This window comes from Kitasatospora sp. NPDC001095, assembly GCF_053598615.1.
In genome coordinates this window covers 178,127-198,318 of the sequence record NZ_JBSFKQ010000004.1, presented here as the reverse complement: position 1 = coordinate 198,318, position 20,192 = coordinate 178,127, and the positions used below count along the sequence as shown (strand labels likewise).

At 73.8% G+C, this 20,192-nt stretch carries 21 protein-coding genes; 11 read left to right on the top strand and 10 right to left on the bottom strand.

The annotated features are described in order from the left end of the window. Positions 1-154: 154 nt before the first annotated feature. Together ACWDBB_RS06295 and ACWDBB_RS06290 are read right to left on the bottom strand one after the other, a co-directional pair. A complete protein-coding gene (locus tag ACWDBB_RS06295) occupies positions 155-1,327 on the bottom strand; it encodes an ArsA family ATPase (protein ID WP_449788460.1) in 1,173 nt (390 codons plus the stop codon). After that, positions 1,324-2,397, bottom strand: a complete 1,074-nt coding sequence (locus tag ACWDBB_RS06290) for an ArsA-related P-loop ATPase (protein WP_449788459.1) — start codon at positions 2,395-2,397, stop codon at positions 1,324-1,326. Before ACWDBB_RS06290 ends, ACWDBB_RS06295 begins: the two co-directional genes overlap by 4 nt. Before the next feature lie 212 nt (positions 2,398-2,609). On the opposite strand from ACWDBB_RS06290, the gene ACWDBB_RS06285 reads away from it, so the two are divergent. The 5 genes from ACWDBB_RS06285 to ACWDBB_RS06265 all read left to right on the top strand — a co-directional run bounded on the left by ACWDBB_RS06285 (position 2,610) and on the right by ACWDBB_RS06265 (position 5,391). Next, a complete protein-coding gene (locus tag ACWDBB_RS06285) occupies positions 2,610-2,768 on the top strand; it encodes a DUF4177 domain-containing protein (protein ID WP_094743074.1) in 159 nt (52 codons plus the stop codon). Then, positions 2,765-3,232, top strand: coding sequence for a RidA family protein (locus tag ACWDBB_RS06280; RefSeq protein ID WP_449788458.1), 468 nt, complete (start codon positions 2,765-2,767; stop codon positions 3,230-3,232). The genes ACWDBB_RS06285 and ACWDBB_RS06280 overlap by 4 nt, the downstream gene beginning before the upstream one ends. Before the next feature lie 116 nt (positions 3,233-3,348). Further along, positions 3,349-4,215, top strand: coding sequence for an NUDIX hydrolase (locus ACWDBB_RS06275; RefSeq protein ID WP_449788457.1), 867 nt, complete (start codon positions 3,349-3,351; stop codon positions 4,213-4,215). Between the two features lie 172 nt (positions 4,216-4,387). Next, on the top strand, positions 4,388-4,561 hold the full coding sequence (locus ACWDBB_RS06270; protein WP_449788456.1) for a hypothetical protein: 174 nt from the start codon (positions 4,388-4,390) through the stop codon (positions 4,559-4,561). Next, on the top strand, positions 4,558-5,391 hold the full coding sequence (locus ACWDBB_RS06265; protein ID WP_449788455.1) for an MBL fold metallo-hydrolase: 834 nt from the start codon (positions 4,558-4,560) through the stop codon (positions 5,389-5,391). Before ACWDBB_RS06270 ends, ACWDBB_RS06265 begins: the two co-directional genes overlap by 4 nt. A gap of 55 nt (positions 5,392-5,446) precedes the next feature. Here ACWDBB_RS06265 and ACWDBB_RS06260 read toward each other — a convergent pair whose 3' ends face one another. Together ACWDBB_RS06260 and ACWDBB_RS06255 are read right to left on the bottom strand one after the other, a co-directional pair. After that, on the bottom strand, positions 5,447-6,121 hold the full coding sequence (locus ACWDBB_RS06260; protein ID WP_030288117.1) for a Crp/Fnr family transcriptional regulator: 675 nt from the start codon (positions 6,119-6,121) through the stop codon (positions 5,447-5,449). A gap of 242 nt (positions 6,122-6,363) precedes the next feature. Beyond that, complete coding sequence (locus ACWDBB_RS06255; protein ID WP_449788454.1) at positions 6,364-7,152, bottom strand: alpha/beta fold hydrolase; 789 nt, start codon at positions 7,150-7,152, stop codon at positions 6,364-6,366. A 157-nt stretch (positions 7,153-7,309) separates the two neighbouring features. Here ACWDBB_RS06255 and ACWDBB_RS06250 point away from each other — a divergent pair, with 157 nt between their 5' ends. Then, the gene (locus ACWDBB_RS06250) at positions 7,310-8,962 is read left to right on the top strand and encodes an FUSC family protein (RefSeq protein ID WP_449788453.1); all 1,653 of its coding nucleotides are present in this window, start codon (positions 7,310-7,312) and stop codon (positions 8,960-8,962) included. A gap of 42 nt (positions 8,963-9,004) precedes the next feature. Beyond that, positions 9,005-9,505 (top strand): MarR family winged helix-turn-helix transcriptional regulator, encoded by a 501-nt coding sequence (locus ACWDBB_RS06245; RefSeq protein WP_449788452.1) that lies wholly within the window; start codon positions 9,005-9,007, stop codon positions 9,503-9,505. A gap of 23 nt (positions 9,506-9,528) precedes the next feature. On the opposite strand, the gene ACWDBB_RS06240 is transcribed toward ACWDBB_RS06245, so the two are convergent. Beyond that, complete coding sequence (locus ACWDBB_RS06240; RefSeq protein WP_449788451.1) at positions 9,529-9,699, bottom strand: hypothetical protein; 171 nt, start codon at positions 9,697-9,699, stop codon at positions 9,529-9,531. A gap of 171 nt (positions 9,700-9,870) precedes the next feature. Here ACWDBB_RS06240 and nth point away from each other — a divergent pair, with 171 nt between their 5' ends. From nth to ACWDBB_RS06220, 4 genes are all read left to right on the top strand, one after another. After that, positions 9,871-10,749: an endonuclease III gene (gene nth, locus ACWDBB_RS06235; RefSeq protein ID WP_392868237.1), complete on the top strand. Its 879-nt coding sequence runs from the start codon at positions 9,871-9,873 to the stop codon at positions 10,747-10,749. Then, positions 10,746-11,519 (top strand): NUDIX hydrolase, encoded by a 774-nt coding sequence (locus ACWDBB_RS06230; RefSeq protein WP_449788450.1) that lies wholly within the window; start codon positions 10,746-10,748, stop codon positions 11,517-11,519. Before nth ends, ACWDBB_RS06230 begins: the two co-directional genes overlap by 4 nt. 46 nt (positions 11,520-11,565) lie before the next feature. Next, positions 11,566-12,753 (top strand): MarP family serine protease, encoded by a 1,188-nt coding sequence (locus ACWDBB_RS06225; protein WP_449788449.1) that lies wholly within the window; start codon positions 11,566-11,568, stop codon positions 12,751-12,753. Positions 12,754-12,986: 233 nt separating this feature from the next. Beyond that, complete coding sequence (locus tag ACWDBB_RS06220) at positions 12,987-13,688, top strand: metal-dependent hydrolase (RefSeq protein WP_449788448.1); 702 nt, start codon at positions 12,987-12,989, stop codon at positions 13,686-13,688. 156 nt (positions 13,689-13,844) lie between these two features. Here ACWDBB_RS06220 and ACWDBB_RS06215 read toward each other — a convergent pair whose 3' ends face one another. The 5 genes from ACWDBB_RS06215 to acs all read right to left on the bottom strand — a co-directional run bounded on the left by ACWDBB_RS06215 (position 13,845) and on the right by acs (position 20,126). After that, a complete protein-coding gene (locus ACWDBB_RS06215; RefSeq protein WP_392868227.1) occupies positions 13,845-14,054 on the bottom strand; it encodes a hypothetical protein in 210 nt (69 codons plus the stop codon). 190 nt (positions 14,055-14,244) lie between these two features. Continuing rightward, positions 14,245-15,360 (bottom strand): alpha/beta fold hydrolase, encoded by a 1,116-nt coding sequence (locus tag ACWDBB_RS06210; RefSeq protein WP_449788447.1) that lies wholly within the window; start codon positions 15,358-15,360, stop codon positions 14,245-14,247. A 281-nt stretch (positions 15,361-15,641) separates the two neighbouring features. After that, positions 15,642-16,118 carry a phage holin family protein gene (locus tag ACWDBB_RS06205; protein ID WP_449788446.1) on the bottom strand — a complete coding sequence of 159 codons (477 nt, stop codon included), beginning with the start codon at positions 16,116-16,118 and terminating at the stop codon, positions 15,642-15,644. Between the two features lie 211 nt (positions 16,119-16,329). After that, positions 16,330-17,817, bottom strand: coding sequence for a Na+/H+ antiporter NhaA (gene nhaA / locus ACWDBB_RS06200; RefSeq protein ID WP_449788445.1), 1,488 nt, complete (start codon positions 17,815-17,817; stop codon positions 16,330-16,332). A gap of 350 nt (positions 17,818-18,167) precedes the next feature. Continuing rightward, entirely contained in the window at positions 18,168-20,126 is a 1,959-nt protein-coding gene (acs, locus tag ACWDBB_RS06195) for an acetate--CoA ligase (RefSeq protein ID WP_449788444.1), read from the bottom strand. Between the last annotated feature and the right edge of the window lie 66 nt (positions 20,127-20,192).

The window sequence follows — 20,192 nt, the reverse complement described above, 5'->3', positions numbered from 1 at the left end:
GTCCGGGCCGGTCGGCCCTCGGGCGCGGGCCACCGCGCGCCGGCGGTCACCCCCGCGCCGTCAACCGGGCCGTGGATCCGGCCAGATCGCCCCCGGCGAGATCGCACTTCCGGCGAGACCGTGGCTCCGGCGAGAGGCCACGCCACACCGTCGGCTACTCGGCGCCGTTGAGCCGCTCCCCGATGGCCCGCAGGCCGTCCAGGTCGTGCACGTCCCCCGGCAGCGCCGGCACCTCCACGATCGGCACGTCCGGGTACACCGAGACGAAGCGGTCGCGGGTGCGGCGTTCGCGCCCCATGATCTGCATCCGCTCGGCGTGCAGCCGCAGCAGCCCGGCCGCGAGCAGCTCGGCCTCCGGCGAGGCGTGCTCCGAGCCGTTCTCCTCCAGCGTCTCGGCGGCCGCCAGCGCCCGTTCCGCGGTGAGCTGCGGTGCCCCGGTGCCGTGCACCCGGTTGAGCACCAGCCCGGCCAGCGGCATCCGGTCCGCGGCCAGCCGGTCCACGAAGTACGCCGCCTCGCGCAGCGCGTCCCGCTCCGGCGCGGCCACCACCAGGAACGCCGTGCCCGGCGCCTTGAGCAGCTGGTACGTGCGGTCCGCGCGCTCCCGGAAGCCGCCGAACATCGAGTCCATCGCGCTGACGAAGGTCTGCACGTCGGTGAGCAGTTGGGCGCCGAAGATTTTGCCGAGGGTGCCGGTGAGCAGGCCCATCCCGGCGTTCAGGAAGCGCATCGCGCTGCGCCCGCCGACCTTGGCCGGGGCGGTCAGGATCCGGATCACCCGGCCGTCCAGGAAGGACCCGAGCCGGTTGGGTGCGTCCAGGAAGTCCAGCGCCGAGCGGGACGGCGGGGTGTCCACGACGATCAGGTCCCACTCCTCGGCGGCGCGCAGCTGCCCGAGCTTCTCCATCGCCATGTACTCCTGCGTGCCCGCGAAGCCGGCCGACAGGGACTGGTAGAAGGGGTTCTCCATGATCGCCCGGGCCCGTTCGGGCTCGGCGTGGGCCAGCACGACCTCGTCGAAGGTCCGCTTCATGTCCAGCATCATGGCCTGGAGTTCGCCCTCACCGCTGACGCCCTTGACCACCCTGGGGGTGTTGTCGAGCTCGGTGAGGCCCATCGACTGGGCGAGCCGGCGGGCCGGGTCGATGGTCAGCACCACGACCTTGCGGCCGCGTTCGGCGGCCCGCAGGCCGAGCGCCGCGGCGGTGGTGGTCTTGCCGACGCCGCCGGAGCCGCAGCAGACGATGATCCTGGTCTTCTGGTTGTCGATCAGCTCGTCCACCGCGAGCCGCCGCCCGGTGCTCCGCACCCCGCTGTTCGAGGTCATGCCGCCCCCTGCCGCTTCAGTTCGCCCGCCAGCCGGTACAGCCCGCCGAGGTCCACGCCCTCGCCCAGCAGCGGAAGTTCGTACGTGGGGAGCCGCAGTTGCTGGATGTCGGCGCGCTGCGCGCGTTCCAGCTCGACCCGCTCGGCGTGCTCCCTGGCCTGGTCCAGCAGCGGGTCGAGCAGCGGCTCCACCGCCGCCCTGACCTTCTCCGCGGTGCGTGTGCGGCCGCCGAGCCCGGCCTCCCCGAGCGCCAGGGCGACCTCCTCGCGGTGGTCCCCGTCCACCGCGGCCACCGCCGCCGCGTCCAGCACCGGGGGCCGGACCATGTTGACCATCACCCCGCCCACCGGGAGCTTCGCCTCGCGCAGCTCCGCGATGCCGTCGACCGTCTCCTGCACCGGCATCTCCTCCAGCAGGGTGACCAGGTGCACCGCGGTCTCCGGCGACTTCAGCACCCGCATCACGGCCTGCGCCTGGGTGTGTATCGGGCCGATCCGGGCCAGCCCGGCGACCTCGGAGTTGACGTTCAGGAACCGGGTCAGCCGCCCGGTCGGCGGGGCGTCCATCACCACCGCGTCGTAGCGCCGCCGGCCGTCCTGGTCCTTGCGCCTGGTCGCCTCGCAGGCCTTGCCGGTGAGCAGGACGTCCCGCACGCCGGGCGCGATGGTGGTGGCGAAGTCGACGAAGCCGACCTTCTGGAGCGCCTTCCCGGCCCGGCCGAGCTTGTAGAACATCTCCAGGTACTCCAGCAGCGCCAGCTCGGTGTCGATCGCCAGCGCGAAGACCTCGCCGGGCCCGCCCTCCCCGGCCGGGAGCCCCAGTTGGGGGCGGGAGACCGAGGCGATCCGGCGCTCCTCGTACGGCAGTGCGGCGATCCCGAACAGCTCGGCGACGCCCTGCCGGCCCTCGACCTCGATCAGCAGCACCCGTCCGCCGTCCGCGGCGAGCGCCAGGGCCAGCGCCGCGGCCAGCGTGGTCTTCCCGGTGCCGCCCTTGCCGCTGACCACGTGCAGCCGGACGCCCTCCCAGTCGGGGTCGCGCCGGGCCGCCTGGTCGGGGGTGCGTGCCACGCTCCGTCTCCGTCCGTCTCCGTCTTACGGGCGTCCCCTCCTGACGAGGGTGCCCCTCACCAGGGTGCCCTCTCGCGAGGGTAACCAGGGAGCGCACCGGATGCCCGGAGCACCTGGGTCGTCAGGCCCGATCATGCCCTCTTTGTGCCCCACCTCACACGCCCGGGGGCGGGCGGCGCGGTTCGCCGCGACGGCTCGTCTAGAGTCTGGCCATGACCAAGTGGGAATACATGACGGCGCCCCTGCTGGTGCACGCCACCAAGCAGATCCTGGACAACTTCGGCGAGGACGGCTGGGAGCTCGTCCAGGTCGTGCCCGGCCCGAACCCGGAGCAGCTGGTGGCCTACTTCAAGCGGGAGAAGAACGCATGAGCAAGGTCGAGGAGAAGCTCGCCGAGCTGGGCCTGACCCTGCCTCCGGTGGCCGCCCCGGTCGCCGCCTACGTGCCGGCCGTGGAGTCCGGCGAACTCGTGTTCACCTCCGGCCAGCTCCCGGTCGTCGGCGGCAAGCTGCCGACCACGGGCAAGGTCGGCGCCGAGGTCTCCCCGGAGGAGGCCAAGGAGCTGGCGCAGATCTGCGCGCTGAACGCCCTGGCCGCCGTGAAGTCGGTGATCGGCGACCTCGACCGGATCGAGCGGGTCGTCAAGGTCGTCGGCTTCGTCGCCGCCGCCCCCGACTTCATCGCCGTCCCGGCCGTCGTCAACGGTGCCAGCGAGCTGCTCGGCCAGGTGCTGGGCGACGCCGGCGTGCACGCCCGCAGCGCCGTCGGCGTCGCGGTGCTGCCGTTGGACGCCCCGGTCGAGGTCGAGCTCGTGGTGCGCGTCAAGGCCGCCTGAGCCTGATCGCGGAGGCGGGGCCGGGCACCTTCCGGCCCCGCCTCCGTGTGACCGGAGGGTGTCCGATCGACCGGTGAGCCTGGCGGGAATCGTCGGACACGCCCTAGCATCCGGGCATGGACCATCGAGCGACGACGCTCCCGATGCCGCCCGGCTGGCCCGCCCGGATCCGGGCGGTCGAATCCGGCGCGGTGACCCCGCCGGTGCCCAAGGCCGCCGCGACGGTCGTGCTGCTGCGCGACGCCGCCGACGGGCCCGAGGCCTACCTGCTGCGCAGGCGCACCTCGATGGCCTTCGCGGCCGGGATGTACGCCTACCCGGGCGGCGGGGTGGACCCGCGGGACGCCGAGGTCGAGCCGGGCTGGGCCGGACCGGCTCCCGAGGAGTGGGCCCGGCGGCTCGGGCTGGACGCCCGGACGGCGCGGGCGGTGGTCTGCGCGGCGGTCCGCGAGACCTTCGAGGAGGCCGGCGTGCTGCTGGCCGGCCCCGACTCCGACAGCATCGCCGTACCGCGCGACTGGTCCGCCGAACGGGCCGCGCTGGAGGCGCACGAGCTGTCCTTCGCCGAGTTCCTCCGCGACCACGGCCTGGTGCTGCGCAGCGACCTGCTGGGCGGCTGGGCCCGCTGGATCACCCCGGAGTTCGAGGAACGGCGTTACGACACCTGGTTCTTCGTCGCCGCGCTGCCGGCCGGCCAGCGCGCGGCCCTGGAGGTCGGCGAGGCCGACCGGGTCGCCTGGCTGACGCCGGCCGAGGCGGTGCGGGGCTACCGGGAGGGCCGGTTCGGCATGCTGCCGCCGACCGTGACGGTGCTGCGCGAGCTGTCCTCGGTGCGGACCGCGGCCGAGGCGCTGGCCGCGGCGGCCGACCGCCGGCTGGCGCCGGTCCTGGGCCGGGCCGAGGTCCGCGGCGACCGGTTGACGGTCCGCTGGCCCGGTCACGAGGAGTTGACCATCGACGGGGAGTTCCCGGAGGGCTCCTGACCGTTCCACCCACTGGGACCATCCGTACGATCCGTACGATCCGCAGGACCCGCAGGACCCGTCGGGGTCGCGAGGCCCGTACGAATCCCGCGAGGCCCGTAGGACCGCGCGGGCCCGTGTTCCCGCACGACGTGACCGACCCGTACCGACGCAGAGAAAGGACCGACGCCCGATGACCCACAACGACGTGGCTCGCCGGACGGCGCCAGAGATGCCCGCCCGCCGCCTGACTCCCCGTACCCCCGCCTGTGACAGCCAGGTCCCGTTCGCCGAGGTGGCGCAGCGCGCCCTCACCCGGGTGCTGCCGCTGCGGGCCCTGCACCGAGACGGCGGAGGCGGCCGGTGAGCGGAATCCTGCCGGGCGACCCCGCCGCCGTCGTCGGCGGCGAGGCCACCCCTCGGGCGCTGTGCGTGCTGGCACCGAACCCGTCGCCGATGACGCTGGACGGCACCAACACCTGGCTGCTCTCCGAGCCCGGCTCGGACCTCGCGGTGGTGATCGACCCGGGCCCGTTGCACGAGGGCCACCTGCGCCGGGTGATCGACCTCGCGGAGGAGCGGGGCAAGCGGGTCGCGCTGACCCTGCTCACCCACGGCCACCCCGACCACTCCGAGGGCGCGGCCCGCTTCGCCGAGCTGACCGGCACCGAGGTGCGGGCCCTGGACCCGGCACACCGGCTGGGCTCGGAGGGCCTGGTGGGCGGCCAGCGCCTGGACGTCGGCGGCCTGGACCTGCGGGTGGTGGCCACCCCGGGGCACACCTCGGACTCGCTGACCTTCCACCTGCCGGACGACGGCGCGGTGCTCACCGGCGACACCGTGCTCGGCCGCGGCACCACGATGGTCGCGCACCCCGACGGCCGGCTCGGCGACTACCTGGACTCGCTGCGCCGGCTGCACACCATGGCCTCGCACCACGGCGTGCGGACCGTGCTGCCTGGCCACGGCCCGGTGCTCGCGGACGCGCTCGGCGCCGTCGACTACTACCTGGCCCACCGGGCGGCCCGGCTCGCCCAGGTGGAGACGGCGGTCGAGACGGGCTGCCGGACCGCGCCCGAGGTGGTGGCCAGGGTCTACGCTGACGTGGACCGGGCACTCTGGCCGGCCGCCGAGCTGTCGGTGCGGGCCCAACTGGACTACCTGGAGGAGCACGGGCTGATCCCCGAGCTCGACTGACCGCGAACGCGGAAGGGCCCGTCCGATCGGACGGGCCCTTCCGCGTTCGCGGGCGTCAGCGCGAGCGGCGCGACAGCCGCTCGACGTCCAGCAGGACCACCGCGCGGGCCTCCAGCTTCAGCCAGCCGCGGCCGGCGAAGTCGGCGAGCGCCTTGTTGACCGTCTCGCGGGAGGCGCCGACCAGCTGGGCCAGCTCCTCCTGGGTGAGGTCGTGGGCGACGTGGATGCCCTCCTCGGACTGCACGCCGAACCGGCGGGAGAGGTCCAGCAGGGCCTTGGCGACGCGGCCGGGCACGTCGGAGAAGACCAGGTCGGACATCACGTCGTTGGTGCGGCGCAGTCGGCGGGCGATGGCCCGCAGCAGCGCGATGGAGACCTCGGGGCGGGCGTGCAGCCAGGGCTGGAGGTCGCCGTGACCGAGGCCCAGCAGCTTGACCTCGGTCAGCGCGCTGGCCGTCGCGGTGCGCGGGCCCGGGTCGAACAGCGACAGTTCGCCGATCATCTCGCTGGGGCCGAGCACGGCCAGCATGTTCTCGCGGCCGTCCGGCGAGGCGCGGTGCAGCTTGACCTTGCCCTCCGCCACGACGTACAGCCGGTCGCCCGGGTCGCCCTCGTGGAACAGCGACTCCCCACGGGCGAGGGTGACCTCGGTCATGGAAGCGCGCAGCTCGCCGGCCTGTTCGTCGTCGAGTGCCGCGAAGAGTGCGGCGCGCCGCAGAACGTCGTCCACGTGCTTCCTCCTTCTCGGCCGTACGGCGGGTGGGCCGTCCGGCGCAAGTTCCGTTCAGTGTTCTGCGTCACCAAGCATGGCGCATGTCGCTCCGATCATATGAGGAGGGGGTGTGCCGAGGTGTGCCGTGCGGGGCCATTCGTACCGGCCGGTTACCGGGCGGAGCCGGTGCCGGGAGCCTTTTATCGAATCTCTGTGCGATTTGATCGAATAGACGGTCGCCCCGCGGCACCGGCCGTGCGTCAGGCGTAGAACGCCACCAGTTCCGGCGCCAGCACCTCGGCCACCACCTCGTGGGTCTGGCCGTCCAGCGTCCGGTGCTCGGCGCCGGGCACGGCCGCCGCCACCGCGCGGGCCGGGGCCCGCAGCATCTCCGGGCTGTCGCCGCCGTCCAGGGACAGGGTCGGTACGGCGACGGTGGCCAGCAGGTCGACCGGGACGGCCGAGTCGGTCCGGTCGCCGAGCGCCGCCGCGTCGTAGGCCAGGGTCGGTGCGACCGCCTCGAACAGTGACCACCCGGGCGCGCCGCGCATGCCCTCCACCGCCTCCGCCGGCGCCCCGGCGTAGACCATGAGGGCCGCGACGGCGTCCCCGCGGCGCCCCTCGGCGAGCGCCGCCGTCAGCTCGGCGACGTACTCGCGGAAGCGCTCGCTCTGCGCCTCCTCGGTGCTGAACGGCGGCTCGTAGACGGCGAGCCGGGTGATGCCGATGTCCGCGGCGGCGGCCCGCAGGGCGAGCGCGGCGCCGGCGGAGTGGGCGAAGACGCGGGCCGAGCCGCCCGCCGCCGTGATGACGGCGGCCAGGTCCTCGATCTCGCGTTCCACCGCGAAGGGCCCGTTGTCCCCGCTGTCGCCGCGCCCGCGCCGGTCGTAGGTCCACACGGTGTGGTGCGCCGCCAGCTGCTCGGCGATCGCGGCGCTCGGCCCCACGCCGCGGTGGCACAGCGCGCCGTCGACCAGGACGACGGCCGGGCCGGAGCCGGTCACGGAGCAGGCGAGGACGGTGCCGTCGGTGGAGACCACGGTGCTCATCGGGTGTTCCTTCGGTCGTGCGAGTCGGTCTGGGGGATGGACCGGGGTTCGCCGCGCAACTCATCGGTCCGGCGGCAATCTACTGTCCGGGGCCGGGTGCGCGCGGGAGTCCGAGAGGGATATACTTTACGGGTAAATTACCTGCTAATCTTTTTGTATGGTCACAACCGCCCAGTTCCGTCAGGCAGTTCGGGTCGGTCCGGCCGGAGACGGCTGGCACAAGCCTGCGCTCAGCGCCGTGGTCACCCTGGGCGCGCTCGACCTCGCCCTGCTCGGCCTCGGCCGACTCGACCTCGCCCTCTACACCGCGGCCGGCGGCCTGGGCGCGCTGTACGGGCACGGCCTGCCCTACCGGGCCCGGGCCCGGACACTGGCCGGCGTGCTGCTCGGCACCGTGCTCAGCACCGGCGCCGCCCTCACCGCCGCCGCGCTGACCCGGGACGCCGCCGTCCTGGTCGCGGTGGCGGCGGTGCTCGCCGCCCTGCACAAACTGCTCTGCGACGCCGCCAGGGTCGGCCCGCCCGGCAGCCTGATCATCACCTTCACCTCCGCCAGCTGCGCCTTCGTCCCGCAGCGGCTCGCCGAGGTCCCGCCGCACCTGGCACTCACCGTGCTCGGCGCCACCCTGGCCTGGCTGGTCTGCATGGCCCCGGCCCTGGTGCGCCCGTACGGGCCGGAGCGGATCGCCACCGCCCGCGCGCTGGAGGCCGCCGCCCGGCTGCTGCGGACCGGGCCCGGCGCGCCGGACGGGGCCGCCCGTACCGCCCTGGTCGGCGCGGTCGAGGCGGCCTGGCAGAGCCTCGCGCTCTCCGCCCCGGCCCGGCGGCGCGCCCTCGGCGACGCGCCCGAGCGGCTGCTGGTGCGCGCGGAGGCCGCACTGGCCGGACCGGCCCGGCCCGAGGACGCCGCGCGGTACCTCGGCTGGGCCCGCGACCTGCGGCGCGGCCGCCCGCTGCCGTCGCCGGACCTCACCGAGGCGGAGGCCGCCGAGCCGGCCGCCCGCCGCCCCGGCACCCGGCCACCGCTCCGGCGGGCGCTGCGGCCCGGGTCGGCGCTGCTGCCGATCGCGCTGCGCGTCGCGGTCGGCTGCGCCGCCGCCGGGTGGCTCTCGCTGGCGCTCGGCGTCGGCCGGCCGTACTGGGCGGTGGTCACCGCGGCCTCGGTGTTCCAGGCCAACAGCACGCTTTCCTGGCAGCGCGCCCTGCAGCGGGTGCTGGGCAACCTGCTCGGCCTGCTGCTGTTCACCGCCGCGCTGCCCCTCGCGCACTCGGGCCCGGCGGCGCTGATCGGGCTCGGGCTGGTCTGCCAGTTCGGCGCGGAGGCGACGATCGCCCGCAGCTACTGGCTGGCGACGGTCTTCGTGACCCCTCTGGCGCTGCTGATGACGGAGTTCGCGGGCCCCCAGCCGGCCGGGGCGCTGGTCGCCGACCGCTGGCTGGACACCTGCGTCGGCGCGCTCACCGGCCTCGCGGCCTGCCTGCTGGTCACCAACCGCCGCACCGCCGCCCGACTGGCCCGCGCCCTGGCCGGAGCCGAGGCCGCCGGACAGCGGGCGCTGGCCGCCGTCCGCGCCGACCAGGCCGTGAGCGCCCCGGAGGCGCGCGCCGCCCGTACCGGCCTCGCCACCGCCCTGCTGGAGCTGCGCGAGGCCACCGACACCGCCGCCGGCGAGTGGCGCCGCCCCGACCTCCCGCACCAGCGCGCCACCGCCACCGAGCAGCAGGCCCACCACCTGCTGGCCGCCCTGCTGGAACGCCGCGGCCGCGGCCGCCTTCCCGACCCGGCCGGGCCCCTGCCGGACACGGCCTAGGATCGAAGCCGATCGGCAGGCCGCAGAACGGGAGCAGCACGCGTGGAGGACGTCGTCGCAGGTGTGCTGCGCCAGTGGGAGCGGGCCTACCCGGGGCTGGACACCGGCCCGATCGCCGTCCTCGGCCGGATCAACCGCTGCGCCGCGCTGCTCCAGCAGACCCCCGACCCGCTCACCCGGGCCGGCCTCACCCGCGCCGAGTTCGACATCCTCGGCGCCTTGCTCCGCCTCGACCGCGAGCTGACCCCCACCCAGCTGGCCCGGGAGAGCTTCGCCTCCGGCGCCGCCGTCACCAAGCGGCTGCGGCTGCTGGAGGAGCGCGGCCTGGTCAGCCGCCGCACCGACGACCGGGACCGCAGGGTCGCCCACCTCGCGCTCACCGAGCAGGGCCGGACGCTGGTGGACGGACTGATCCAGGAACTCGTCGCCTACGACCGCGCCCTGCTCGCCGGCCTCACCCCCGCCGAGCAGGACCGGCTCGCCGAGGCCCTCAGCGGGCTGCTGAACAGCCTTGAGGGGACGATCGGCCGCACCGTGGGCTGAGCCGCCGAGGGGGTGACGAGGCGTCAACGGCGCCGCCCCGGCGCCGGCGGTGCCCGGGCGTCCTCGCCGGGGAGACCGAGCGCGCGGGCGGCGAACGCGGCGCGCAGGCGGGCGTGGTGCACCGGTCCGGTGTCACCGGCCTCCGGGACGGCGACGAGCTCCGCGTCCTCCTCGTACGCGAGGAGGACCGTCAACGCGCCGCGCACCACGCCGTGGCCCTCCGCCGGCAGGACCCCGGTCCTCCGCGCACTCCCCCTCACAGGTGACGGCCGCGGGCGGAGTTCATCGGACAACAGGCCTTGCCAGGGCCGGTTTCCGTGCTTGATCGGCCACGAGCGGTCCGCCGGTCGGCGTAGCCTTCGTGCATGGCAGAGAGCAAGGTCCGGAAGGCCGCGGCGAAGAAGCCGGTGGCGAAGAAGGCGGCGGTGAAGCCGAGGAAGCCGGAATCGCACCTGGCGATGGTGCGTCGGGCCCGGAGGATCAACCGCGAACTGGCGGAGCTGTACCCGTACGCGCATCCCGAGCTGGACTTCGAGAACCCCTTCCAGCTGCTGGTGGCCACCGTGCTGTCGGCGCAGACCACCGACCTGCGGGTGAACCAGACCACCCCGGCGCTGTTCGCGAAGTACCCGACGCCGGAGGACATGGCGGCGGCGAACCCGGAGGAGCTGGAGGAGATCATCCGCCCGACCGGCTTCTTCAGGAACAAGGCGAAGTCGCTGCTGGGCCTCTCGATAGCGCTGCGCGACGAGTTCGGCGGCGAGGTCCCGGGCCGCCTGGCCGACCTGGTGACCCTGCCGGGCGTCGGCCGCAAGACCGCCAACGTCGTCCTCGGCAACGCCTTCGGTGTTCCCGGCATCACCGTGGACACCCACTTCGGGCGGCTGGCCCGACGGTTCGGCTGGACCACCGAGGAGGACCCGGTGAAGGTCGAGGCGGCCGTCGCCGAGATCTTCCCGAAGTCGGAGTGGACGATGCTCTCGCACCGGGTGGTCTTCCACGGCCGCCGGATCTGCCACTCCCAGAAGCCCGCCTGCGGCGCGTGCCCGATCGCGCCGCTCTGCCCCTCGTACGGCGAGGGGGAGACCGACCCGGAGAAGGCACGCAAACTGTTGAAGTACGAGATGGGCGGCCAGCCAGGGCAGCGGCTGCGGCCGCCGGCCGACTTCCCCGGTGAGGCGGCCGCCCGCGCGGACGCAGCCGTCCACCAGGGACGGGTCGCGGACCTGGCGGTGGACGCGTGAGCGGGCGGTGCGGGCACCCCGGGCCGGAAGCCGGAGGAGTCGCGCGGGGCATCGAGCCGGACGGGCTGCCGGCCTGGCTGGAGCCGGTCCGTGTGGCGGCCGAGCGGGTGCTGCCAGAGCAGCTGAGCCGCTTCCTGCCACCGGCCGAGGGCGGCCGTCCGGCGGCCGTGCTGATGCTGTTCGGCGAGGGGCCCCAAGGGCCGGACCTGCTGTTGATCGAGAGGGCCCGTTCGTTGCGCTCGCACGCCGGGCAGCCGTCCTTCCCGGGCGGTGTGCTGGACCCGGAGGACGGCGATCCGAACGGCCCGGGCCCGATCGCGGCGGCGCTGCGCGAGGCCTGGGAGGAGACCGGCCTGGACCCGGCCGGGGTGCAGGTGTTCGCGGAGCTGCCCCGGCTGTACATCCCGGTGAGCAGCTTCGTGGTGACCCCGGTGCTCGGCTGGTGGCGCGAGGAGACGCCGGTGCGCCCGGTGGACACGGCCGAGACCGGCGCGGTGTTCCGGGTCCCCATCACGGAGCTGGCCGACCCGGCGAACCGGGTGCGGCTGCGCCAGCCGTCCGGGCACCTCGGCCCGGCCTTCTCGGTCGCCGGGCGGCTGGTCTGGGGCTTCACCGCCGGGGTGATCGACCGGGTGCTGCACCACAGCGGCCTGGAGCTGCCCTGGGACCCGTCCCGGATCGTCGACCTCCCGGACGACGCGCTGGCGCTGGTCCGGGGCGACCTCGAACACTCCCGGGTGCTGCCGGGCGGCGAAGCCGACGCTTCGTGACCGGCCGTCGGCGCGTCCGGCGCGCGGACCGTGGGAGGGTGTCCGAGTGAACGTCCTGGATGGGCTGCTGATCGCCGCGGCCGTGGCATTCGCCGTGTCGGGCTACCGGCAGGGCTTCGTGGTCGGCGTGCTCTCACTGGTCGGCTTCCTCGGCGGCGGCCTGCTCGCCGTCGAGCTGCTGCCGCTGCTGGTGCTCGACCACATCGGCCCCGGCACCACGGCCTCGGTGGTGGCGGTCGTGGTGGTGATCGTCCTCGCCGCGATCGGCCAGGCGATCACCGCGCACTACGGCTGGAAGCTGCGCGGGCACATCGGGCGGCGCCCGGCCAGGGTGCTGGACGCGAGCGGCGGCGCGGTGGTGAACGTCGTCTCGATGCTGCTGGTGGCCTGGCTGATCGGCTCGGCGCTGGCCGGGGCGTCCCTTCCGACGGTCTCCCGGCAGGTCCGCTCCTCGGCGGTCCTCGGCGGAGTGCAGAACGCGCTGCCCGACGACGCGCCGAACTGGTTCTCGGATTTCTCCAAGGTGCTCGCCCGCAACGGCTTCCCGCAGGTCTTCAACCCCTTCGAGCACGAGCCGATCACCCAGGTCGACAGCCCCGACCCCGCGCTGGCCGCCAGCCCGGCGGTGGCACGGGCCCGGCAGAGCCTGGTCAAGGTGGTCGGCACCGCGACCTCCTGCGGCAAGACCCTCGAGGGCAGCGGCTTCGTCTTCGCCCCGCACCGGGTGATGACCAACGCCCACGTGGTCGGCGGGGTCAACGAGCCGACCGTGCAGATCGGCGGCGTCGGGCAGCTGTACGACGCGACGGTGGTCCGCTACGACTGGCAGCGCGACATCGCCGTCCTGGACGTGCCCAAGCTGAACGCGCCCGCGCTGGCCTTCGCGGGCGAGGCGAAGACCAACGACAGCGCGATCGTGGCGGGCTTCCCGGAGAACGGCGCCTTCAACGTCCAGCCGGCCCGCATCCGCGGCCGGATCCAGGCCAACGGCCCGGACATCTACCACCGCGGGCAGGTGGTCCGCGACGTCTACTCGGTGCGCTCGGTGGTCCGGCAGGGCAACAGCGGCGGCCCGTTGCTCACCCCGGACGGCGAGGTGTACGGCGTGGTCTTCGCCAAGTCCCTGGACAGCGCGGACACCGGCTACGTGCTGACCGCGTCCGAGGTGCGCGAGGACGTCGAGCAGGGCGGCGCCGCGACCGCCCGGGTGGACACCCAGGGCTGCGCGCTCTGACCGGGCGGGGGCGGGGAGGGTGCGGGAGCGGCCGGGGAGGGTGCGGGCCCGGCCCCGGGAGTGGCCGGGGAGGGTACGGGCCCGGCTCCGGGAGCGGCCGGCGGGCGCGCCGGGCCGGACCGTCCGATATCCGTCGCTCCGTCAGGTGGCCCTGGTAGCGTCGGCCGCGCTCACCCGTTCGGCTCAACCGGGCGCCGTCCCGGTGTGGGCCGACGGGAGGGACCGGCAGTCCGATGATGGGTCATTCGCACGCGGTGAGCGGGGCGATGCTGTACGCCGCCTCGGCCCCCTTCCTGCCCCCGCTGCTGCTGCACACCACGCTGCAGCCGGCGGACATACTGATGGGTACGGTGCTGTGCGCGGGCGCGGCCCTGCTGCCCGACCTCGACCACCACGACGGCTCGATCGCCAACTTCCTCGGGCCGGTCTCCAAGGTGCTCTGCCGCTTCGTGGCCTGGATCTCCGGCGGCCACCGGCACGCCACCCACTCGCTGCTGTTCGTCGCGCTGATGGGCGGCGGGACCTGGGCAGGGGTCACCTACCTGGGCCGCAACTTCACCCTCGGGATGACCTTCTTCCTGCTGGCGCTCGCGATCCGGGCCCTGCGGCTCTGCCCGCCGGGCGACGGACCGGAGGCGTGGATCACCGTCATCGGCCTGGCCGCGCTCGGCACCTTCGGGATGAACACCTGGATGCCCAACTCGCCAGGCTGGCTGCCGTACGCGGTGGGCCTGGGCACGCTGGCGCACCTGCTCGGCGACTGCCTGACCAAGAAGGGCGCACCGCTGCTCTGGCCGCACAAGGAGCGCTACGAGATCGTGCTGATCAAGCGCAGCGGCAACAGCGTCGAGACCAAGGTGCTGGTGCCGATCATGTCGGTGGCGACCTTCGTCCTGCTCTGGTTCACCGCGCTGTCGCCGACGATCGTCAACTGAACGGGGAGCCGGGCGGGGCGCTCGGCCTGTGGGCGGCCGGTGCGTGCGGCCCGGTGTGGGCGGCCCGGCGCTTGTGGCCGGCGCGTTCGGCCGGTGCATGTGGCCGGGTGCGTTCGGCCCGTGCGTTCGGGCCGTGGACGGATGCGGCGCGAGGCCTCAGGTCTCGCGCCGCAGTCGTGCGCCCACCCAGCGGGCGCGCCGGCCGAGGATGCGGGGGATGCCGAGCTGCCGCCGCTCCGAGCGCTGACGGCCGTCGGGGCCGTCGAAGCCGAGGTCGTCCGCCCGGTCGGGACGGTGGGCGGAGCGCTGGGGGCTGTTGTGACGTCGGCCGCGCGGGGCGCCGCCGCTTTCGGGCATCCAACTCATACCGGTATGGATGCCCCTGGGCCGGTGGAGGTAACCGCCCGGGCTTCGCCGAAATTGGCCTATGCGGTTGTCATATGAGCGACAAAGTAAGGGAGTTGGGGCCAAGGACCCTTCCGCCCGACCGCACGTACGGCCGTGTCCGGCCCCGTGTCGGGCTCCGTGCCCGGCCCGTGTCCGGCTCCGTGCCGGGTCACTCCTTGTGGCGGCCGACCCAGTCCAGCAGCTCGGCGGTGAACTCCTCCGGCGCCTCCTCGTGCGGGAAGTGCCCGACCCCCGGCAGCAGCCGCCAGCGGTACGGCGCCGCGACGTACTCGCCGCCGCCGAGCGCGGTGTGCGACAGCAGCACCGGGTCCGCCGCGCCCTGGACGTGCAGGGTCGGCGCGGTGATCGGCTTCTTCATCCGCCGGGCGAACTGGATGCCGTCCGGCCGGGCCATCGAGCGCAGCAGCCAGCGGTACGGCTCGATCGAGCAGTGCGCGGTGCTGGGAATCTGGATCGCCTGCCGGTACGCGCGCACCGCGGCCTCGTCCAGACCGTTCGGGCCGGTCCAGGACGTCAGGTAGTGGCCGACCAGCTCGGCGTCGTCGGCCACCAGACGGCGTTCGGGTATCCACGGCCGCTGGAAGCCCAGCACGTGCTCGAAGGCGGCGAACTGCCGGCGGTCGGTCAGCAGCGCCCGGCGCAGGTCCCTCGGGTGCGCTGCGGAGACCACGGTGAGGCTCTGGATGACGGACGGTCGCATCACCGCCGCCACCCAGGCCAGGGTGCCGCCGGAGGCGTGCCCGACCAGGTGGGCCCGGCGCTCGCCGAGCGAGCGGATCACCCCGGTGATGTCCAGGGCGAGGTTGCCCGGGTCGTACCCGCGCGGGGTGCGGTCGCTGCCGCCGATGCCGCGCAGGTCGAGCGCCACCGCGCGGTAGCCGGCCTCGGCGAGCGCGGTCAGCTGGTGCCGCCAGGCCCACCAGTACTCGGGCCAGCCGTGCACCAGCAGCACCAGCGGGCCGGAGCCCAGCTCGGCGATGTGGAAGCGGGCGCCGTTGGCCGCGAGGTCGCGGTGCGTCCACGGGCCGGGCTGCCGGATGCTCCAGGCCTCGTCGCCGTCCGCCGGGGACCCGGCGGATGCCGCCGCGCGGGGCTCCCGGTCGGGCTCCCGCGCGGGTGCCAGGCCGATGCCCTCGGGTGTGCCCTTGGGGGCGGCGCCGGGCTCGTCGGGGTCGACGGAGCCCTCGGGGGTGAGTCCGGCGTCGGAGTCGGGGCCGGAGTCGGCGGACGGCTGCGCGGGCACGGGCTTCTGGTCAAGCGGCATACCGAGAGCGTGTCACATCCGCGGGCCCGACACGTGCCCGGCACTCGCTGTCGGCGGGTTCGGTGCCTTCGGTGCTTGTCGATGCGGGGCCGCTGGGGCCGTCGGGGCTGCTGGGGCCCCGGCCGCCTCGGCGGGCCCGGGGTGTCCGGGGCGTCCGGGGGAGCCGAGGCCGACGTGCCGACGGTCCAGCAGGTGCCGGGCCGTCGGTGCGCCGGTTTGCCGGTGCGCGCTGTACCGGTGCGTCGTTGGGCCCGGTGTGTCGGTAGGCCGGGCCGGGTCGGTTACGGGATGCGGCCGAAGGCCCGGTCGATCTCCTCCTGGGTGGCCGGGCGCGGCCGGGCGTTCTTCAGCACGTCGGCGGTCTTCTGGGCGCCCTCGATGGTGCGGACCGGCTTCTCGATCTTCTTGAACGAGCGCCAGGCCAGCATCCCGAGCAGCACCGCGAGGAGCAGGTAGGCGCCCGCCACGACCAGGAACGACCAGCCCAGCGACAGGCCCAGCGCGTGGATGCCGAAGGCCGCCGCGGCGCTCAGCATCGGGATGGAGAACAGCGCCACCACGCCGGCGACGGTCAGCGAGACGCCGCCGGAGACGCCGCGCTTGACGTCCGCCCGGATCTCGGCCTTGGCGAGCGCGATCTCGTCGTGGACCAGCGCGGACAGGTCGGCGGTGGCCGCCGCGAACAGCTGCCCCACCGAACGCTCGCCCTCGTAGGGCACCCGGCCGTTGCTGGACGGGTCTGCGGCTCCTGTGGGCATCAGCTGTTCTCCTCTGCGGCTGTGCGGCGTGACGCCGCCGCGGGTAGCGGTTCCGGGGCCGGTGGGGAGTCCCGGAGGCGTCTGTGGGTTGTCGACAGCTCAGAATCATGCCCCTACCGGTCAGTCGGACACCACTCCGGGGCCCCGCGGGAGGGACGTGTCCCGGCGGCGGGGGGCTTCCGGGCGCCTTCGCCGGGAGCCTGCGGGCGCCTCAGTCGGGCTGTCCGGGGCGGCCCCGGTAACCGGAGCCGGAGCTCGGGTCGGAGGCGGAGCCCGGGTCGGCGCCGGAGCGCGGGTCGGAGGCGTGGCCGGAGTCGGGGCTCGGGTCGGGGCCGGGGCTGTGTTCCTCGCCGGCCCGGTGGGTGAACTCACCGACCCGCGCCCGCCAGGCCGGGTCGTCCTCCTGGTAGATGTCCGGGATGCCGTCCCCGTCCACGTCGCGGTCCTCCTCCTCGCACAGTGCGCGGTAGTGCCGGTTGCGCAGCTTCAGCAGCACCGTGGCGACCACCGCGGAGAGCACCGAACCGACCAGCACGGCCGTCTTGGCCCGGGCGGCGAGCGCCGGGTCGTCCGGGAACGCCAGCTCGCTGATCAGCAGCGAGACGGTGAAACCTATGCCCGCGAGCACCGAGACCGCGACCATGTCGGCCCACTTGAGCTGCGGGTTCAGCTCGGCCCTGGTGAACCGGGCGGTCAGCCAGGCGCCGCCGAGCACGCCTATCGACTTGCCGACCAGCAGACCGATCACGATGCCGAGCGGGGCGGCCTGGGTGAACACCTCGCGCAGCTTCGGTCCGGAGACGGCCACCCCGGCCGAGAACAGCGCGAACACCGGGACGGCCAGGCCGGCCGAGAGCGGGCGGACCAGGTGCTCGATGTGCTCGCCGGGGGAGTGCTGCTCGTCGCCCTCCCGGTGGCAGCGCAGCATCAGGCCCATCGCGACGCCCGCCACCGTGGCGTGGACGCCGCTCTCGTGCATCAGCGCCCAGGTCACGAAGGCCAGCGGTACGAAGAGGTACCAGCCGTGGACACCGCGCCGGTGCAGGAACCAGAACAGCACCAGGCCGGCGAAGGCGAGGCCGAGCGCCCAGAACTTGATGCCGTGGCTGTAGAAGATTGCGATGATCAGGATCGCGATCAGGTCGTCGACCACCGCCAGGGTGAGCAGGAAGGCGCGCAGCGGGGAGGGCAGGTGGCTGCCGACCACGGCCAGTACCCCGAGTGCGAAGGCGATGTCGGTGGCGGTCGGGATCGCCCAGCCACCGGGATGCCCGCCGCTGCCGGAGTTCACCAGGACGTAGAGGATCGCGGGCAGCGCCACCCCGCAGACGGCGGCGATGACGGGCAGCAGCGCGGCGCTGGGCGTGCGCAGCTCACCCGCGACGAACTCGCGCTTGAGCTCGATCCCGGCGACGAAGAAGAAGATCGTCAGCAGGCCGTCCTTGGCCCAGGTGGCCAGGGAGAGGTCGAGGTGGAGCGGGGTGGAGGGGCCGACGGTGTAGTCGAGCACGCTCTGGTAGGCCTGAGGCCAGGCGTTGGCCCAGATCAGTGCGACGACGGCGGCGCCCAGCAGCAGCATGCCGCCGACCGTCTCGGTGCGCAGGGCGTCGGTGATGAAGGTTCGCTCGGGTAGTGACAGCCGACCGAGGAACTGCCGGCGGCGGGTCGTCGGCTCGTGGACGGGCGGCTGATCGGTCACGCGGGACCTCCTGGGACTGGGAGCGGCAACGGATGCACGGGTGGTGCAGTTGCCGACCAGACTTCCCGGCGCGCCCTGTGACGCCCGTGACTCCTGTCAAGGGTCTTGATGCGTCTTTAATAGTCTAGCGGGACGTTTGGGTGACATCCGGATTGTCTTACTAAAGGACTTAAACCCTGTGGACTGGTTCTGCACCCCGGGGCCCAGCAGTCACGGGGGGTGGTGACGTAACGGCTGACGGATCCGGCTCTGGGAAACGGCTGCGGGAAACGGCTGTGCCCCGGGCGGTGGTTGCCGCCCGGGGCACAGCCGTTGTCTCAAGGGGCTCGGCCGTCACCGGCCGGGTGGGTTCAGCCGTTGCCGTTGTCCGAGGACGGCAGCTGGGCCTGGATCTGGCTCATCACCGTGCTGTCGGCCAGGGTGGTGGTGTCACCGACCTCGCGGCCCTCGGCGATGTCGCGCAGCAGGCGGCGCATGATCTTGCCGGAGCGGGTCTTCGGCAGCTCGCCGACCACCTTGATCTGCTTCGGCTTGGCGATCGGTCCGAGTGTGCGGCCGACGTGCGCCCGCAGTTCCTCGACCAGCTCGGGGCTGTCGGCGACGCCGCCGCGCAGGATCACGAAGGCGACGATGGCCTGACCGGTGGTGGCGTCGGTCGCGCCGACCACGGCGGACTCGGCCACGGACGGGTGGCCGACCAGGGCCGACTCGACCTCGGTGGTGGAGATGTTGTGGCCCGAGACGAGCATGACGTCGTCCACCCGGCCCAGCAGCCAGATGTCCCCGTCCTCGTCCTTCTTGGCGCCGTCACCGGCGAAGTAGCGTCCCTCGAAGCGCGACCAGTAGGTGTCGATGTAGCGCTGGTCGTCGCCCCAGATGGTGCGGAGCATGGACGGCCACGGCTCGGTGAGCACGAGGTAGCCGCCGGAGCCGTTCGGCACCTCGACGGCGTTGTCGTCCACCACGGTGGCCGCGATGCCCGGCAGGGCGCGCTGGGCCGAGCCCGGCTTGGTCTCGGTGACGCCCGGCAGCGGGCTGATCATGATGGCGCCGGTCTCGGTCTGCCACCAGGTGTCCACGATCGGGCACCGGCCGCCGCCGATGTGCTCGCGGTACCAGACCCATGCCTCCGGGTTGATCGGCTCGCCGACGCTGCCCAGCACGCGCAGCGAGGACAGGTCGAACTTCGCGGGGATGTCGTCGCCCCACTTCATGAAGGTGCGGATCGCGGTCGGCGCGGTGTAGAGGATGGTCACGCCGTACTTCTGGACGATCTCCCAGAACCGGCCCTGGTGCGGGGTGTCCGGGGTGCCCTCGTAGATGACCTGGGTGGCGCCGTTGGAGAGCGGGCCGTAGACGATGTACGAGTGGCCGGTGACCCAGCCGATGTCGGCGGTGCACCAGTAGACGTCGGTCTCCGGCTTGAGGTCGAAGACCGCGTGGTGGGTGTAGCTGGCCTGGGTGAGGTAGCCGCCCGAGGTGTGCAGGATGCCCTTGGGCTTACCGGTGGTGCCCGAGGTGTAGAGGATGAACAGCGGGTGCTCGGCGTCGTGCGCCTCGGGGGTGTGCTCGGTGGACTGGCGCGCGGTGATCTCGTGCCACCAGACGTCGCGGCCCTCGGTCCACGGGGTGTCCTGCCCGGTGCGGCGGACCACCAGGACGTGCTCGACGCCGTCGGCCTTGGTGAGTGCTTCGTCGATGGCCGGCTTGAGGGCGGAGGGCTTGCCGCGGCGGTAGCCGCCGTCGGCGGTGATGACGAGCTTGGCCTGGGCGTCCTGGATGCGGGAGGCGACGGCGTCGGAGGAGAAGCCGCCGAAGACCACCGAGTGGGTGGCGCCGATCCGGGCACAGGCGAGCATCGCGATGACCGCCTCGGCGATCATCGGCAGGTAGACGGCGACCCGGTCGCCCTTGCGGACGCCGAGTTCCAGCAGCGCGTTGGCCGCCTGCGAGACCTCGTCCTTGAGCTGGGCGTAGGTGATCGAACGGCCGTCGCCGGGCTCGCCCTCGAAGTGGATGGCGACCCGGTCACCCAGGCCGTTCTCCACGTGGCGGTCGACGCAGTTGTACGCGACGTTGAGCTTGCCGTCGGCGAACCACTTGGCGAAGGGCGGGTTGGACCAGTCGAGGGTCTCGGTCGGCTCGACGGCCCAGGTGAGGCGGCGGGCCTGCTCGGCCCAGAAGCCCAGACGGTCCTCGGAGGCCTGCGCGTACGCGGCCGCGGTGACGTTGGCGGCTGCGGCGAGCTCTGCCGGCGGGGCGAAGCGCCGCTCCTCCTTGAGCAGGTTGGCCAGGCTCTCGTTGCTCAACGCGCACTCCTCATCGAGTCATGATCGGGGGCGATCCCGTGCGTGGGGATTGTCCCGTGTGTCCCA

What these genes read in the sequence shown, in the direction of transcription:
- ACWDBB_RS06275 (WP_449788457.1), top strand. Translation starts at nt 3,349, where the DNA reads ATGGACCATCGAGCGACGACGCTCCCGATGCCGCCCGGCTGGCCCGCC.
- nth (WP_392868237.1), top strand. Translation starts at nt 9,871, where the DNA reads ATGGCAGAGAGCAAGGTCCGGAAGGCCGCGGCGAAGAAGCCGGTGGCG.
- ACWDBB_RS06215 (WP_392868227.1), bottom strand. Translation starts at nt 14,054, where the DNA reads ATGAGTTGGATGCCCGAAAGCGGCGGCGCCCCGCGCGGCCGACGTCAC.
- ACWDBB_RS06270 (WP_449788456.1), top strand. Translation starts at nt 4,388, where the DNA reads ATGACCCACAACGACGTGGCTCGCCGGACGGCGCCAGAGATGCCCGCC.
- ACWDBB_RS06210 (WP_449788447.1), bottom strand. Translation starts at nt 15,360, where the DNA reads ATGCCGCTTGACCAGAAGCCCGTGCCCGCGCAGCCGTCCGCCGACTCC.
- ACWDBB_RS06250 (WP_449788453.1), top strand. Translation starts at nt 7,310, where the DNA reads ATGGTCACAACCGCCCAGTTCCGTCAGGCAGTTCGGGTCGGTCCGGCC.
- ACWDBB_RS06280 (WP_449788458.1), top strand. Translation starts at nt 2,765, where the DNA reads ATGAGCAAGGTCGAGGAGAAGCTCGCCGAGCTGGGCCTGACCCTGCCT.
- ACWDBB_RS06205 (WP_449788446.1), bottom strand. Translation starts at nt 16,118, where the DNA reads ATGCCCACAGGAGCCGCAGACCCGTCCAGCAACGGCCGGGTGCCCTAC.
- ACWDBB_RS06220 (WP_449788448.1), top strand. Translation starts at nt 12,987, where the DNA reads ATGATGGGTCATTCGCACGCGGTGAGCGGGGCGATGCTGTACGCCGCC.
- ACWDBB_RS06255 (WP_449788454.1), bottom strand. Translation starts at nt 7,152, where the DNA reads ATGAGCACCGTGGTCTCCACCGACGGCACCGTCCTCGCCTGCTCCGTG.
- ACWDBB_RS06295 (WP_449788460.1), bottom strand. Translation starts at nt 1,327, where the DNA reads ATGACCTCGAACAGCGGGGTGCGGAGCACCGGGCGGCGGCTCGCGGTG.
- ACWDBB_RS06285 (WP_094743074.1), top strand. Translation starts at nt 2,610, where the DNA reads ATGACCAAGTGGGAATACATGACGGCGCCCCTGCTGGTGCACGCCACC.